Raw genomic sequence first — 16,290 nt, 5'->3', positions numbered from 1 at the left:
GTTAAGGAGTCAGAGTGACGTCATCAAATGAGTGGAAAGCCCTCAACCAGAACGACAATCTGATCAAAGATAGTTCAGTCAAGCGAACCGGCTTACACCGCGCAACATTCACGCCGACAGAGCCACAGGGGAACCTCCAAGCGAATCGTGACCAGGAGCATAATGACTCACCACCTTGGCAGCGCGGAACCGCCCGAGTTTCTCACTCCAGTCATCGTACATCAGAATCATATGCCGATGCGCAACTGCTTAGTCATATAGCGAACGCAGAAGTACGTTTGAATCACTTTATCACTGGCACGGCTGAACCGCCAATGGGTGTTAAGCTGTCTGAAAAAAATTACTCGACACAGGAATTAGATCCTGTTCTGACACGCAACGAGAGTACACCTGCTGAAACTTACACCAGTGAATTACCCGATTTGTCCAGATCACTTCCCCGGTCCAAAATGTACAGACCTACGTCTGATAGTAGTTCGGGAGTTCCAGGAGCAGTCCGTTCAGTGATCGCCGAAGTCCGAAAAACCAATGAAGCCCAAGTACAAACATCGCGCCGAAGCCGTGGTCCGGTACGAGCTAGCATGCAGATTCGACGGATCGATCCGTGGAGTACGTTGAAGGTGTCTTTGTTACTTTCAGTCGCGTTGTTTTTTGTATGGATGATCGCAGTAGCGTTCCTTTACTTAGTGCTCGGAGGTATGGGGGTATGGGTCAAGCTTAACAGTAATGTTGGCGATCTACTCAACAGCACCAACAGCAACAGTGGAGAACTTGTTTCTAGCAGTACCATCTTCGGTGGCGCTATCTTGATCGGCCTGGCTAACATCGTGTTGATGACTGCTATGGGAACTATCGCTACATTCGTCTACAATCTGATCACCGATCTGGTTGGCGGTATCGAAGTCACCCTCGCAGATTTGGACTAGACGGTAGAGCTTTTGGCCTGATGCCCGTTTTTGGAGGTGATGCGTGCATTGCGGTAATCTCATCGGTCGATCGTATATGAGTAGGGGCCTATAGCTCAGGTGGTTAGAGCACTTCGCTGATAACGAAGAGGTCGGAGGTTCGAGTCCTCCTAGGCCCACAATTATGTGCACGTCAGGATGTTGTGTCAGCTTCGCGTTGTCGTTGGTCTTGATCGCTATTGTAGCAATAGTGGTGTGGTCACGACACAATGTTGAAGTCTGGTATGTGGCGGCAGTTGATATGCCTGAACATGAGGAGGGGCCTTAGCTCAGTTGGTAGAGCACTGCCTTTGCAAGGCAGATGTCAGGGGTTCGATTCCCCTAGGCTCCACAAATCAAAGCCGGAAGTCGGACACTAGTCTCCTGGTCGTGGTATCGTTGGTTGACCACGATCACAGTTAAAAGGTGTTTGTAATTATCTTGAATGCTTCTATTTTTGAACTGTACAGATATCCGTAGCAGTTTGGTGGTATGTTCTCGTACTTGTATATAATTATATTTTATAACACTTTGATATTCGTTCCAACATAGATTATCAGAAACGTAATAAAATTTTTCAGTTCATATAATTTTGAAGTCGTACATCACTATTTTCAAGAATAGCTATACAGTGCTGACCACTTTCGACTATTACTGATATTTTATATTCGTAATATCTTGTCGAATTCAGAAACACCAAAGCTGTCTAGTTCATCAGGCAACAACAAACATGCGACAAACTTTATTAAGTATAGACTCGTACGTTACGATTACCGACAACACAATATAAAATATCTTGTAATTTCATTAATTTCTCGTGATCTGTGATACTTGTATCAGGTGAGATTGTAAAAATTCGCGCCCATACTAGTACTGTTGTTGATCACAATCAACTGTAATTATGAGAACGTACAAACTTACGATCAAACCAGTATGTTTTAGTAAGCATTTTGAATTCGGCTGTAAAACAAATTCCTGATTCAGAACTGTTAGTTTAGTCAGCGTTGTAACATGAAGTACATAATACACTTGTTATCAAAGGAACTAGAAGAAGTACTTGTGGATAACTATGGTCGAAGAAATGAACCACAGTGCAGCGACTTCGTAATGTACATGAACTATATACGCGCCGCAGAACAGGTTTCTGAAACATGTTCAACCCGAAAAAATTTCCCTAAATGCAATCGCACTACTCCAAATTATTCTGATAGATAAGAAATGCAGTGAATGCTAGGATAAAAAATTAGGGAATCAAAAATCTGTGTCGAGAAGAAATCGAAGAGAATAGAAAATTAGGTTTGTTCCACTCTTGACCAAAACTAGTGATAGCTGGTTATTATTTTGAGATTCTTTATCTGTTTTCAGACGAAAACAATTTCTTAGACCAGCTCATCGTAACGTTGCAACTAGTTACCGAGAGAACATGGACATATTTGTCTTTAATTACAATCATGATTAAAGCTACAAAAAGACAAACATAAAGATCTTCTCTTAGGAGTCAATAAAATAAATGACTTCGACGCGTAGATTAGGCTTTTCTGTAGGGTCATATATTAACGAGTGGAGAACCAAAGTTAGATTACTTAGGCAAATTCTAGAACTTTTAATTACAATTTCAACATCATGGATAGCTTTCTCGGTAATCCAAATTTATTCTCAATCTTCCAAAAGTTATCAAGCTTACCAGCGTTACTCCATTCACCTACGAAAGAATGTGACACACCTCTTGGTTGAGTTCAGCAGACTCCGAGCAATTCCTGACCAGTATTGCATATATGCCATAAAAAATAAAGACACAGTTTCATTATACCGGTTCTTAACTGTTTATGACTTGATCGTACCTCGGTCACAATTTGATTATAGTCAAACTGTTGACTTACGGCGTAATTCACCTTATGCAACACAAATTTCAGGAGTCCGCTTATGGACGCGGTTGCACATCAACACTGGGTGGACGAGGTGACGGCTCCGGTCGCGATGAATGCCGGAAAATGCTAAAAATCATTGCGCCGCCAACCAGGACTACCATGCTGATTCCAGCGATGATCCACGAACGCTTTGCGTGGCGGCATTGTGATCGGCGTGCCTGTCGCAGGCGCTGCGACAGGCTTGCGACTACTTCCTGCGCGGCCGCCAGCTCCTGAGCGATTGTTTCCTGGGTAGCAGCAAATTCGGAAGCTGGTCCGCTCTGCCGATAATGGCGACGCAACACCGATGCGGTCGATCGCGCAGAACGGATACCAAGTCCAACAACGCCCCGTGTAACGTCCACTGGTCCCAATACCGAGTAAGTCAGGCCCCGAGTTAGTCGTTGCCGAGGGGTTAACCGAGTTTCCGTTTGTACGCTCATTTGCCACCTTTCCCTGTTTCTTGCAAGTAGTATGATTTCACAGTTTGCCACTATCAGCATGCCTACGGGCATAGTGCGGGTACACCAGGCTTAACATGTTTTGATCGTCCAACATCTATACGAACGACACCAGATACGAGCGGGCTGGCGGAGATTCCTTAGTCGCACATTGTGGTTTCGTGACAAACCACACTATTCAGATCGCCACTTTCGCGCTGTACACTAATTATTGTGATATTAAAGTCGCCTTGTTTAGAAACCGCACGCCCAAGACTGTCACTAACTCGGCCGGACTGATATAGGGTATCAAGGGGTACTCAATGTAATCTGTACCAGATAGTCTTTCCAGACGGTTCTGCGATAGGATTGTTTTCCATCAGGTGATCTAAGGATTTATGATTCATAGAGATACGATCTGGACAGATTGTCGAAGTCCAAGCTGTAAGTTCGTTAACGAATTGCACTTTAAGTTCCAGATTGACAAATTGGTGAAGACCAATGCAAGTCCGGACATCAACGATTCCTAGTTTCTCATCACCTTTGTTGAGACTTCGCCACCTGAATTGGTGGTACACGATCTTTGATGAAACAACCAATCCTGACTAGCCACGGCTTGTCAACATGATTTTGATCACGGCCACCGATGGCAACAACTGACCTATCGGTTAGACTGTGATCGAGTGGATCACCATTTTGAGCACTGCGCATCGTTTATCGTCTTTTCCGGCCAGTATAGCCAGCAGCGGTGAGTGCGTCGAGCACCTCCAGCGGTTCGGTCCCGAGATCCCAATGGGATAAGATAACCAGATCACTGTTAGCAGTTTCAATTTCGAGTAATCGCACTTTGCGGCCAAACCGACGGAACTCGGTAATCCGGATAGTTGTAATGTCGGCTGGCTTGAACGACTGCGTCCGAAACCAGCCCCGGATCGTTAAACCGTCGGGGGTGATCGCCAGCTTCACGCGCGCACGCAACGACACGCCCGCAAACAAAATCAGACCTAATGCGGCAATCCCGGTTAATACGCGCCCCGGTTCATCTGTAACCAATGTCACACACGTGATAGCCATCATAACACCGACGCCGCCACAACTAGCGATTCCCACCATGCGCGGTCCCCATACTGTTTGTTGCATGCGCTATTTAACCCTTCCGCCATTGCTGATGCAGTTATCCACAAGCGTTATCAACAGTGGGGATAAATCACACGCGTGTGATTGAGGCACCAGAAAGTTACTGGTTCAGTCAAAGATTGACGGCAAGGCGAATTCGTCACGTTCGCAGGTTCTGCTAGTGCCAACGCATCGTGAGCAGCAAACCGGTGATCATGAATGCAAACGCGATTGCATAGTTCCATGGGCCGAGTTGAGCCATCCAGTGAAGCGCTATTGGGGCCTGGGTTCCTAACGCGGCCAACTGAAACACCATCAACCAGACGAGGCCGGTTAGCATCAGACAGACGAACAATGTAACGAACCACACACTGGACGGTCCGACTTTTACTTTGATCGGTGTGCGACTAACTGAGTTAACGGTGAAGTTGTTTTTCTTGCGGATCTTGGATTTAGGCATCTTTACCTCGGGGTTACCTCGTAGATACTTGAGTTGTTCGAGATTACCTAGACAACACAGTTAACGGGACGAATGCAACGATAACGGCGGCAACTCTGACGCATAATTTGGCTATGAGTCAAACTCGCCTGACATCATGATCAAAAAACGGAGGGCCAATGATTCATAAGCGCTGTTCACCGTGGTGTTTAAGTGTTCCTTTGGTCAACGTGTTAGCCGGGTTACTACTAGCCACGACACACGGAGTTTCTGGCGGCACCGAGATCCGCCGCAGTGATGCCCCGCGTCTGGTGAATCTGGTCCGTGCAGCACAGTCGTCGGTGAGCCATCTAAGCAATGAACGGGATGCAATGACCAGCAAGATCGACACAACACACAACCGGTTCTCTGATGCCGCGTTGGCAACGGTACTGCGACAGTCGGGTGAGTTGGTCGGGGAACCGGATATGGACCCTGTGCACGGACCTGGTCTAGTGGTCACCCTTGAGGACGCGCAGCGTGACGCCAACGGTCATTTCCCACGTGACGCGTCACCTGATGATTTGGTAGTGCACCAGCAGGACATCCAGGCCGTGATGAACGCTGTATGGAGTGCCGGCGCGGAAGCGATTCAGATGCAAGATCAACGCGTTATCACAACCTCGGTAGCACGCTGCGTCGGAAACACTTTGCTGCTCAACGGGCGTACTTATAGTCCGCCTTACACGATCATCGCGATTGGTAATGCCGCAGCTATGCAAGCGGCCTTAGCCGCCGCTCCCCGGGTGATCCTCTATAAGCAGTACGTGGTCCGATTCGGCCTTGGTTATCACGAGGAAATCAAGCTTGACGTGCAGGTAGTCGGTTATTCCGAACCGGTTCGAACACACTTCGCACAACCCATGGACCCATTCGGGCACTGAACAGGATCCCAAATTGAATCAGACGGTAGCCTGACACGATGCGGATTTTAGTCGTCGACAACTACGACAGCTTCGTATTCAACTTGGTTCAGTACCTCGGGCAGCTCGGAGTAGACGTCGAGGTGTGGCGCAACGACGACGCCCGACTATCCGACGGATTTACCATCGCCACAAATTTCGACGGAGTTTTGCTTAGCCCAGGTCCGGGTACTCCGGAACGTGCAGGCGCATCTATCAATGTAGTCCGCACGTGCGCCACGACACACATCCCATTGCTAGGAGTCTGCTTAGGACATCAAGCTATCGGCGTCGCGTTCGGCGCCACTGTAGACCGTGCACCCGAGCTGTTGCATGGCAAAACCAGCAGTGTATTTCACATGGATGTCGGTGTGCTGCATGGGCTTCTGGATCCATTCATGGCTGCCAGATATCATTCATTGACTATCCTGCCGGAGTCACTGCCGCCGGTACTGGAAATTATCGCGCGCACACATAGCGGTGTGATCATGGCAGTGCGTCACACCGAGTTGCCGATCCACGGTGTCCAGTTCCATCCGGAGTCGATCCTGACCGAAGGCGGGCACCGAATGTTGGCCAACTGGCTGGCGTATTGCGGATGGCCACGCGACGACGCTCTGATCCGCCGACTGGAGAGTGAGGTTGGCGCCGCGGTCCATTCGCATTTACTGGCGACTACAAAACATGCCGCCACGACTACTGCCCGAATTTCAGCGTGATGATCCCGTCTTGGTTGATTCCGGCACCGGCCGGTGGGCTCTGATACACCACCCGATTGTGCTGGGAACCACCAGCATCCACATCGGGACCTTTGTCCAACACTCCTGTCCAGCCCAATGTGCGTAACCGTGGTTCGGCGTCTGACCAGAACATGCCGGACAGGTCGGGCATCACGAACTGGTTGCCCTTGGACACCTGCAGTTCGATGACCGAGTTCACCGGAATCGCCGCACCTTCAGGCGGATTAGTACCAATCACCTCACCAGCTGGGCGAGGACTATCCACTGACGCCTGGCTGAACTTTGTGAAGCCGTAGACGTTCAGATTTTTCTGTGCGACCTCCACGGTTTGGCCCGTGACGTTAGGGATCTGTTTAGCTTCTGGCCCAGAGCCGACGATGATGGTAATGACATTGGTGATCGCCGAGGTCTGGTTAGCTGGCGGGTTTGTCCCAATGACCTTGCCCAACAATTCCGGCGTCGACGGTGAATTGGCCTGTCTAAAGCTTTTGAATCCGGCGGCAGTTAGCTTCTTAACCGCGTCGGCATAATTGAGCAAGGAGACGTCTGGCACTTCGCGTTGCTCAGGTCCGGTAGAGACGTTAATTGTGATTTCGTCGCCCGCACTCACCGAAGCGTTGGCGCTGGGGTCGGTACTGATAACATGATCGGGTGGGATTGTCGAGTCCGGTTTTTGCAGGGTTCGAGTCTTGAAGCCTCGGTTTTGCAGTGTGGCGATGGCATCAGCGGACACTTGACCGCGTACGTCGGGCACCTGGACGTCGCGGGTATTACTACCGAATGTATTGAAGGCAACGACGACGGCGATCGTCAGGATCGCCAGCACAGCAACCACGACAACCCAACGCTCAATCGAACCACCACGTTTGGTTTCATCCAGAGATCGACGAGATAATGCGTCGTTACGTGGACTACCGAAGTTTCCAGTCCCGGATGACAGCAAGGAGCTCCGATCAGCGTCAGTGAGCACCTTGGGTGCCTCAGGTGGCTGACCGCTGTGCACTCGGATCAAGTCAGCGCGCATCTCCGCCGCAGTTTGATAGCGGTTTTCTGGATTTTTGGCAAGCGCTTTAAGAACGACGGCGTCGAGGTCGACGGGAATACCCTCATGCCGCTGCGACGGTGGAATCGGGTCTTCGCGGACATGTTGGTAGGCCACCGAAACCGGTGAGTCACCGGTGAAAGGCGGTTCACCAGTGAGGATTTCGTAAAGCACACAACCCAATGAATAGACATCTGACCGAGCATCGACGAAATCACCTCGGGCCTGTTCGGGAGACAGATATTGGGCGGTCCCGATCACCGCTGCGGTGTGGGTGACACTGGTGCTGTCGGCAATCGCGCGTGCGATACCGAAATCCATTACCTTGACCGCATTAGTGGTGCTGACCATAATATTAGCCGGCTTGACGTCACGATGAATGATGCCATTCTGATGGCTAAAGTTTAATGCTTGGCAAGCGTCAGCAATGATTTCAATAGCCTGCTGAGGTAACATCGGGCCATCATTTTGCACGATATCACGTAGCGTTGCCCCATCAACATATTCCATGACGATGTAAGGCAGCGGGCCTGTGGGCGTTTCTGCCTCGCCAGTGTCGTAAATTGCCACAATAGATGGATGGTTCAGGGCCGCGGCGTTTTGTGCCTCGCGTCGGAAGCGTAGGTAAAAACTAGGGTCGCGGGCTAGATCTGCACGTAATACTTTGACCGCGACATCGCGGTGCAAACGAACGTCGCGGGCCAGGTGAACTTCAGACATACCACCAAAACCGAGGACTTCGCCCAGTTCGTAACGGTCAGACAAGTGTGGTGGGGTGGTCATGCTAGCGTCTCATGTCTGGCCAGCAACGAGCGGGGTGTCAGTGATAACAGCAAGCTGAGTTTAGATGGCATACTTGGGAGTTCAGAATTACCTATTTCTCCGTGGTCCGTCCTGTTGGCGTGATATTCGCGATAAGCAGTTGAAGAACCACCGGGAGTTTTGATGGCTGGTGATGTCTCGGTGTTGGTAATAGTTGGAGCGGGCTGTTGCTGCTGCTCGTTTTCAGCGCGGGAGTTGATCACGATCAGGACTGCGACGACGATTGCGAGTGCTCCAAGCACCCCAGCGGCCCAGAGTAACGCGCGCTGACCAGACGAGAAAGAACGTCGAGCTTGCGGCGGACGATGTCCGCTCGTTAACGGCCGGGATTGGCGAAAAGCTGGAGTCCTCGATCCGACAGCAACGGACCTGGCCTGTGTGCCCGACGGGATGGTCTCCGGGTAAGCTCGCCCGGCAGGAGGTGCTTGGCTAGGTCGTGGAGGCCGACGGCCGGCCCGTACCGCGGCGACGGCGTCGGCGAATGGCCCGCCGCTACGATACCGTACACTGGGATTTTTGACCAGTGTGATCTCGATGAGTTCTCGCACATTGGGCGGTAGGTCTGCTGGTAGCGGCGGCGGAGGTTCTTTGATATGCTTCATTGCTACCGTCAGGGCACCGTCGCCGATGAACGGTCGCTTGCCCGAAACCACTTCGTACCCAACAACTCCCAATGAGTAGACATCGCTGGCTGGAGTTGCCTCGTGACCTAAGGCTTGTTCGGGCGCGATGTATTGCGCGGTGCCCATCACCATGCCAGTCTGGGTTACCGGCGCGGCGTCGACTGCTTTGGCTATACCGAAGTCGGTGATTTTCACCTGGCCGGTGGGGGTTATCAGGATGTTGCCTGGCTTGACGTCGCGGTGTACCAGGCCGGCAGCATGAGCAATTTGCAGGGCACGACCAGTCTGTTCCAGCATGTCTAATGCATGCCGCAACGACAGTCGACCGGTGCGCTTAAGAACCGAATTCAGCGGTTCGCCGTTGACCAGCTCCATCACCAAGTAAGCGGTGCGGCCCTCCCCGTCCATCTGGCTTTCGCCGTAGTCATGGACGCTGGCGATTCCGGGGTGGTTGAGCATTGCGGTGGTGCGTGCCTCAGCGCGGAACCGCTCAATGAATTCCGAGTCCGAGGAGAACTCTCCCTTGAGCACTTTGACCGCAACGTGCCGGCCCAGCCGCCTGTCCACTGCTTCCCAGACTTGACCCATACCACCGGTGGCGATGAGTCGTTGCAGGCGGTATCTACCAGACAACGTCACACCAATTCGTGGACTCATGGTCCCCCCTGCAGTGCGGCCTCGATCACGGCCCGCCCGATCGGTGCAGCGAGCTCACCTCCTGTCGCGGACAGGCGGTCAGCACCATTCTCCACCAACACTGCGATGGCAACTTTTGGAGCCTGCGCGGGCGCAAAGGCGATATACCACGCGTGCGGCGGCGTGTGACGCGGGTCGGTGCCATGCTCTGCAGTACCAGTCTTGGAAGCAATCTGCACCCCAGGAATGGCCCCCTTCTGTTGTGCGACTTTCTCGGCGCCGACCATCAGCTCTGTCAGCTTAGCGGCGACTTGTGGTGACACTGCGCGGCGCTGCTGATATGGGGAAGTGGTGCAGATGTTAGCCAGGTTTGGCCCTTTGAGGCTATCAATCAGATAAGGCTGCATCGTTACCCCGGCATTGGCGATGGTCGCGGCGACTTGGGCATTTTGCAGTGGCGTCAGTGCAACATCCCTTTGGCCGATGCTTGACATCCCTAACGCGGCGGCGTCCGGGATTACCCCGACAGTCGATTCGGCGACCTGTAGCGGAATGACGTTGGGGGTAGTATCCAAGCCGAAGGCATGTGCTGTACTCCGCAATGCGTCGGCGCCGGTGAGCAGTCCCAGCTGGACGAATGCGGTGTTGCATGACATGGCGAAAGCCTGGCTCAATGACACTGTCGGATCAGGGCCGCAGGCAGCGCCGCCGTAGTTTTCCAAAGTGGCCGTGCTGCCGGGTAGCGGAATTGTGGGTGCCGTGGTCAATTGCTCGTTCGCGATGGTGCCGGCCTGCAGCGCCGCCGCAGTGGTGATCACCTTAAATGTGGAACCAGGCGGATAGGTCTCGGAGATGGCACGGTTGACCAACGGTGAGTTGAGAGCGTCACGCAGACGTTGCCAGGCTGCCGCTTGTTCCTCAAAATTATGGGACGCCAACAGATTGGGATCATACGACGGTGCTGAGACCATCGCCAGAATCTTGCCGGTGGATGGTTCTAGGGCTACCACAGCTCCATTACATGGCGGTCCACCGCAACCCTGCTGCATTGCGTCCCATCCAGCTTGCTGGACACGTGGGTTGATCGTAGTATTGACATTGCCACCGCGTGGATCACGACCGGTGAAAAAGTCGGCCAACCGACGCCCGAATAGCCGCTCGTCCGATCCATTCAACAGCGCGTCTGCGGCTCGCTCCAAGCCTGTGCTGGAATACCGCAGAGAATAAAAGCCGGTGATTGGCGCGTACACTCCAGGATTGGGATATACCCGCAGGAAACGGAAGCGGTTGTCGGTCGCTACCGAATACGCCAGTAGTTGACCATTTGCGGTGATCTGGCCACGTTGACGTGAATACTCGTCGAGTAGAACCCGTTGGTTGCGGGGGTCGGCACGCAGTCCGTCGGCGCTGAATACCTGCGTGATCGTGGCGTTGAGCATCAGGAGCACGATCAACACCATCACGGTCACCGAGATTCGGCGGAGAGAGGCGTTCATACCTTTTCGATTACTTCGGTGCCCGCTGCCGCAATCAGGGATGTATTGCGTGTGCGGCTGCGTAACGGACGTCGGGCACTGTGCGAGATGCGTACTAAGATGGCCAGCAGTATGTAGTTCGCCAACAGTGACGACCCACCGTAGGATATCCATGGTGTGGTCAAACCGGTCAACGGAATGAGTGCGGTCACGCCGCCGACAACGATGAAAAGTTGGATAGCCAGCGTCGATGCCAGGCCTGCGGCCAACAGTTTGCCGAAGCTGTCGCGTGTGGCAATCGCCGTACGCAGGCCGCGGACGATGGTGATCGTGTAAAGCATGAGAAGAGCAACTAGGCCAACTAATCCAAGCTCTTCACCGAATGCGGCGATAATGAAATCAGTCGAGGCCGCAGGTACGGTGTCAGGTTGACCGTTGCCTAGGCCGGTGCCGAAGATACCACCGGTAGCGAAACTGAAAAGCGACTGCACGATCTGATAGCCGCTGCTATCGGGATTGGCGAAAGGATCCCACCACACCTGCACGCGAACCCGAACATATTCGAAAATGAAGTACGCCACAATGCTTCCCGCGGCGAACAACATCAGACCGATGATGACCCAACTGAGACGCTGGGTGGCAAGGTACACTATTACTAAAAACGATACGTAGAGCAGTAGCGAAGTGCCAAGGTCTTTTTCGAAGGCCATCACACCCACAGAGATCACCCAGGCCGCCAGTAACGGTGCGAGGTCTCGTGGGCGAGGCAGAGTCATACCCATTAAGTGTTTGCCGACGGTGGTGAATAGGCTATGTTTAGCGACTAGTACTGCTGCGAAAAATATCAGCAGCAGAATTTTCGAAAATTCGGCGGGCTGAATCGAAAATCCCGGAAAGCGGATCCAGATCTTGGCACCGTTCTGCTCGGACAGCTGTGCTGGTAGCAGTGTGGGAGTCGCTAAGAAAACCAAACCCGTTAATCCAGATATGTAGCCATAGCGTGCGAGCTGGCGATGGTCTTTCAATACGGTTACCACCAGTGCGAATGCGGCTACCCCGACGAGGGTCCACAGCATCTGTTGGATCGCGCTGAGGTGATGGTGACCAGTGACGTCGTTGTCGACGAGGTCAAGTCGGTGAATCATCACTAGACCAAGTCCGTTGAGCAAAGCCACTGTTGGCAGTAGTAACGGGTCGCTGTAAGGAGCGGAATGCCTAATGACTAGATGCGCGGATGCAAATAATGACCAGAAGATCAGCCCGTAGCCAGCCAGGTCCCAACGAAGACTTTTCTCCTGGTTGGCTTCCACGATGGCCAACGCGATAACAGTGATCACAGCAGCAAAGCCAAGCAGCAGCAGCTCAGCGTTGCGCCGCGTGGGCAACGGAGGCGTCATCGTGACCGCCGGCTGGAGCTGCGTTGTCATACCACCGCCCGGCAGTCGATGCCCGGCTGGGGTGGGGGTGGTGGCAGAGCGGTCACCGTCTGTGAGGTGCCCGCCGGCGCTGTCGACGTAGTAGTTGCGGGGCTGCTAACGGGACTTGTACTGGCTGGTACGGCGCCCCTGGAAGAGGTGGTCGTAGGTGGTGCAGTGGACATTGGCGATGCCGTGTTGCCTGGCTGAAGTGTCCCGCTAATGGTGGGCGTGGTCGAGGGCCCCGATGGCGATGTCACACGAGGTAGTGGACAGGTAGGTAATAGAGAGTCGGCCAACAATTTTCGTAGCTGAGATTCGGCCTGATCCAGGTTGCCTCCTGGTAGTCCAGTTTGAACCTGAGCCTGTCCGGAGGGACGCAGATCTCGCAGAGTCATTATCTGGCAATCGAGATGACCGCCGGATTGGCTGTAACTAATCAGGGATAGCTCGTTGCGGGTGTTCAGACAACCCACTAAATAGGGCTCGTGTAAAGAGATTCCGAGCAGAGACTCTTGAATGCCCCGCACGATGGACACCTTGCCACTATATTCGGCGACGTAGTAGTTGTTCCGGATGACCCTTCGCCCGATAACCACGCCGGCGAGTACGAGCAGAACTATCAGCATGATTGTGATGCCCGTTTGCCGTTGAGACCACCGTGGTCGCGTTATTGCATCGACTCGTGGAGCAACATGCTTGGTGATCTCTTTGCATGAGCCAATGGCTGAGGCGCGGCCCGCGGCGGTATTGGGCAAGATCACCTGCTGGTCATCTTCGCCTGACACCGCACCGGCGAGAATAGGCTGAGTCTGACCATAGTCGTAGTCGACGACGTCAGCAACTACGACTGTCACATTGTCGGGGCCACCACCGCGCAACGCCAATTCGATGAGGCGATAGGCGCTCTCGGCGACATCGGAGATCTGCAGAGCCTCGAGGATAGTCTCGTCACTCACTGGATCGGATAATCCGTCCGAGCAGAGCAGGTAACGATCACCAACGCGGGCTTCTCGCATGGTTAGAGTGGGATCGACTTCGTGGCCGGTCAACGCCCGCATAATCAATGAGCGTTGTGGGTGGCTGTGCGCTTCTTCCGCAGTGATCCGACCTTCGTCGACCAAGGTTTGGACAAAGGTGTCGTCCTTGGTGATCTGGGTCAGCTCGCCGTCACGCAGTAGATAGCCGCGCGAATCACCGACGTGCACCAGACCAAGTCGGTTGCCCGCGAACAGGATTGCGGTAAGTGTGGTTCCCATGCCCTCGAGATCGGGTTCCATCTCGACTTGTGCGGCGATTGCCGAATTGCCAGCACGCACCGCGGCCTCGAGCTTGCCGAGCAGATCACCCCCAGGCTCGTCGTCATCGAGATGAGCCAGCGCGGCAATCACTAATTGGGACGCCACCTCACCAGCTGCATGACCACCCATGCCGTCGGCGAGGGCGAGTAGGCGTGCGCCGGCGTAAACTGAGTCTTCGTTATTGGCGCGTACCAAGCCGCGATCGCTGCGGGCCGCATATCGGAGGACCAGGGTCACGGGCGCAACTCGATTGCCGTTTTGCCAATTCGAACCGGTGTTCCTAGTGGAACTCGTACCGCAGTTGTCACCTTCGCCCTGTCGAGGTATGTACCGTTGGTCGATCCTAGATCTTCTACGTACCATTCCGAACCGCGCTGAGACAGTCGGGCATGCCGGGTTGACGCATAGTCGTCTGTCAGTACCAGGGTAGAGTCATCAGCACGGCCGATCAGCACTGGCTGTCCGCTGAGGGTAATGCGAGCACCGGTCAGCGACCCTTCAGTCACCACCAGGTAGCGCGCAGCGTGCCGGCGCTGGCGCGACGGCAACAGCGTGCCGCGCAACGCCAAGCCACGCCGTACCATGACAGCACCGGTCGGTGCGTAGATATCAGTTTTCAAGATCCGCAGGACTGACCAGATGAATACCCATAGCAACATTAAAAATCCGGCACGCGTCAGTTGCAGTACTAGTCCCTGCATCCGGCGTCCTTTCCGTCCTGGTGCTGTACTCACGCACCTGTGAACCGAGCACACAGCAACGTCACGATACTTGGGCGGTGGTCGACGCAGGGTGAAGCACGGCAGTTTTCAACCCAGTAGGTTCAGTGGATGCGAACGATGATCTCTGAGTGGCCTAAATGGATCACGTCGCCATCGGCCAACTGCCATTCTTGTACCGGCGCATTATTAACGGTGGTGCCATTCGTGGAGTTGAGGTCGGAGAGCAGCGCAACATGTCCATCCCAGCGGATTTCCAGATGTCGGCGAGAAACACCAGTGTCGGGCAACCGAAACTGGGCATCCTGTCCGCGGCCCACGATGTTAGAGCCCTCACTCAGCTGGTAGGTCCGGCCGCTGCCGTCGTCGAGCTGCAGGATGACCGCGCTTCCTAGTACCCCGTAGCCTCCATATCCACTGCCTGTCGGTTGATTATAGTCACTAGCGGCTTCTGGCTGGCCGTAATTGTAATCACAACCGGCGGATTCGGCATACCCACCGCCGGAAGGCACATACACTCCCCCCGGCGGATTTTCGGCGTATTGGGTGTAATCCTGTTGTCCGTAATCTCGCCTGCCGTATCCAGGGCCGCTGTACTTATAGCCTTGCTCGTATCTGCCACCCTGGCCGGGGTAAGCCGGACGTTGTTCAGGCGGGGCGAAGGGGCCGGCTGGAGCAGGCCCGCCTTTTTCCTGATGAACAGGCCCGCGACCGTAATCTTCGTACCCACCGTAGCTTGGCTGGCCACCACCTAACTGACCACCGGGAGAACCGTAGCCGCTCGGGCGATAACCTTGGTCGTGACCTTGGCCGCCGTATCCACCAGGAGTTAACGGACGCTGTTCATAGGACGGCGGGTAACTGCCTTGCCCCTGGTCAGGGTAGCTGCACTGATCTTGGTATCCACGTTGGTCGGAATAGCCGCCCTGAACTGGATGGTGAGGCGGCGGATATACAGGCTGCGATGGATAGCCTCCTCGAGGGTCCTGTCCACCCTGGGGGTTCACGCCGTGCGGATCGTCTTGCAGCCGGCCGTGGCAGTCGTTGTAGTAATCATAGCCTGGGCACCCCTGCCCTTGACCTCCGCGGTAACTCGAGTTGTCAGTCATCGGTGGTACTCCTGGTTCTGCACTGAACGCACAATTAGATTGTGGCCGGACGGGATGGTTAACCATCGGGCGGGGCTCGGCATCGGGGTTGACAGCACTGCGGGCGCGGAACTGCCCGGTATGTATATTCGACGACTGCTCGAACCGGACGACCACATCACCATACGTTTGCCACCCCTGTTCATGGATATAGTCAGCCAAGTCGTTAGCGAAAGCGCTCGACGTAAAGTACGGGTCAGCTTCCACCTTTTTAAGATCGTGCACACCGAGGGTAATGATGTATTCGTTGGGCGCCAAAAAGCGATTTCCTTGTAGCGACCGGACGCCGTCGGCGGCTTCGCGGCGCAACAGGGCTTCAACCTCTTGCGGAACGATCGATCCCCCGAATATCCGGGCAAACGTGTCGCCCACGGTTGATTCGAGCTTGCGTTCGATGCGCTGTATGAGCCCTTTTTGGTTACCCATCGTTTAGTGCTAGGCTCACGCTTGTTCTGGTATATTGCCTGCACAAGGCAAACACCACTCCCGTATATTGTACCATCCAAGCATGGTATCGGTACACCACGACACTGCGGGACCGTGGGAAGTCTGACAACCGCATTGGGCCAACTCAGAAGTGTC

The 16,290-nt window shown here is 54.0% G+C and carries 13 protein-coding genes and 2 tRNA genes; 5 read left to right on the top strand and 10 right to left on the bottom strand.

The features are described from left to right. Nucleotides 1-14: 14 nt before the first annotated feature. The 3 genes from MUBE_RS01055 to MUBE_RS01045 all read left to right on the top strand — a co-directional run bounded on the left by MUBE_RS01055 (nucleotide 15) and on the right by MUBE_RS01045 (nucleotide 1,296). Nucleotides 15-926 carry a DUF3566 domain-containing protein gene (locus MUBE_RS01055; protein ID WP_116539133.1) on the top strand — a complete coding sequence of 304 codons (912 nt, stop codon included), beginning with the start codon at nucleotides 15-17 and terminating at the stop codon, nucleotides 924-926. A gap of 84 nt (nucleotides 927-1,010) precedes the next feature. Continuing rightward, nucleotides 1,011-1,084: transfer RNA gene (locus MUBE_RS01050), tRNA-Ile, on the top strand. 139 nt (nucleotides 1,085-1,223) lie between these two features. Next, nucleotides 1,224-1,296: transfer RNA gene (locus MUBE_RS01045), tRNA-Ala, on the top strand. Between the two features lie 1,569 nt (nucleotides 1,297-2,865). On the opposite strand, the gene cwsA is transcribed toward MUBE_RS01045, so the two are convergent. The 3 genes from cwsA to crgA all read right to left on the bottom strand — a co-directional run bounded on the left by cwsA (nucleotide 2,866) and on the right by crgA (nucleotide 4,867). After that, nucleotides 2,866-3,294, bottom strand: a complete 429-nt coding sequence (gene cwsA / locus MUBE_RS01040) for a cell wall synthesis protein CwsA (RefSeq protein ID WP_116539132.1) — start codon at nucleotides 3,292-3,294, stop codon at nucleotides 2,866-2,868. 711 nt (nucleotides 3,295-4,005) lie between these two features. Then, nucleotides 4,006-4,431 (bottom strand): PH domain-containing protein, encoded by a 426-nt coding sequence (locus tag MUBE_RS01030; RefSeq protein ID WP_116539131.1) that lies wholly within the window; start codon nucleotides 4,429-4,431, stop codon nucleotides 4,006-4,008. A 154-nt stretch (nucleotides 4,432-4,585) separates the two neighbouring features. Then, entirely contained in the window at nucleotides 4,586-4,867 is a 282-nt protein-coding gene (gene crgA, locus MUBE_RS01025; RefSeq protein ID WP_116539130.1) for a cell division protein CrgA, read from the bottom strand. A gap of 158 nt (nucleotides 4,868-5,025) precedes the next feature. Between crgA and MUBE_RS01020 the strand changes: the two genes are divergently transcribed. Then, nucleotides 5,026-5,769 (top strand): DUF881 domain-containing protein, encoded by a 744-nt coding sequence (locus tag MUBE_RS01020; protein ID WP_116539129.1) that lies wholly within the window; start codon nucleotides 5,026-5,028, stop codon nucleotides 5,767-5,769. 38 nt (nucleotides 5,770-5,807) lie between these two features. Then, entirely contained in the window at nucleotides 5,808-6,506 is a 699-nt protein-coding gene (locus MUBE_RS01015; protein WP_116539128.1) for an aminodeoxychorismate/anthranilate synthase component II, read from the top strand. Here the strand turns inward: MUBE_RS01015 and pknB are convergent. The 7 genes from pknB to MUBE_RS00980 form a co-directional block, all read right to left on the bottom strand. Beyond that, nucleotides 6,484-8,352, bottom strand: a complete 1,869-nt coding sequence (pknB, locus tag MUBE_RS01010) for a Stk1 family PASTA domain-containing Ser/Thr kinase (RefSeq protein WP_116539127.1) — start codon at nucleotides 8,350-8,352, stop codon at nucleotides 6,484-6,486. The genes MUBE_RS01015 and pknB overlap by 23 nt on opposite strands. Continuing rightward, entirely contained in the window at nucleotides 8,349-9,671 is a 1,323-nt protein-coding gene (locus tag MUBE_RS01005) for a serine/threonine-protein kinase (protein WP_116539126.1), read from the bottom strand. Before MUBE_RS01005 ends, pknB begins: the two co-directional genes overlap by 4 nt. Further along, a complete protein-coding gene (gene pbpA / locus MUBE_RS01000) occupies nucleotides 9,668-11,146 on the bottom strand; it encodes a D,D-transpeptidase PbpA (protein WP_116539125.1) in 1,479 nt (492 codons plus the stop codon). The genes MUBE_RS01005 and pbpA overlap by 4 nt, the downstream gene beginning before the upstream one ends. Then, nucleotides 11,143-12,552, bottom strand: a complete 1,410-nt coding sequence (locus MUBE_RS00995) for an FtsW/RodA/SpoVE family cell cycle protein (protein WP_116539124.1) — start codon at nucleotides 12,550-12,552, stop codon at nucleotides 11,143-11,145. The genes pbpA and MUBE_RS00995 overlap by 4 nt, the downstream gene beginning before the upstream one ends. Further along, the gene (locus tag MUBE_RS00990; protein ID WP_116539123.1) at nucleotides 12,549-14,078 is read right to left on the bottom strand and encodes a PP2C family protein-serine/threonine phosphatase; all 1,530 of its coding nucleotides are present in this window, start codon (nucleotides 14,076-14,078) and stop codon (nucleotides 12,549-12,551) included. Before MUBE_RS00990 ends, MUBE_RS00995 begins: the two co-directional genes overlap by 4 nt. Continuing rightward, nucleotides 14,075-14,542: an FHA domain-containing protein FhaB/FipA gene (locus MUBE_RS00985; protein WP_054879035.1), complete on the bottom strand. Its 468-nt coding sequence runs from the start codon at nucleotides 14,540-14,542 to the stop codon at nucleotides 14,075-14,077. Before MUBE_RS00985 ends, MUBE_RS00990 begins: the two co-directional genes overlap by 4 nt. A gap of 122 nt (nucleotides 14,543-14,664) precedes the next feature. Then, complete coding sequence (locus tag MUBE_RS00980) at nucleotides 14,665-16,134, bottom strand: DUF3662 and FHA domain-containing protein (protein WP_116539122.1); 1,470 nt, start codon at nucleotides 16,132-16,134, stop codon at nucleotides 14,665-14,667. Between the last annotated feature and the right edge of the window lie 156 nt (nucleotides 16,135-16,290).

Source organism: Mycobacterium uberis, from assembly GCF_003408705.1.
GTDB classification, from domain to species: Bacteria; Actinomycetota; Actinomycetes; order Mycobacteriales; family Mycobacteriaceae; genus Mycobacterium; species Mycobacterium uberis.
Note: the sequence above shows the minus strand (reverse complement) of the source record. Positions and strands in the feature narration are given on the sequence as shown.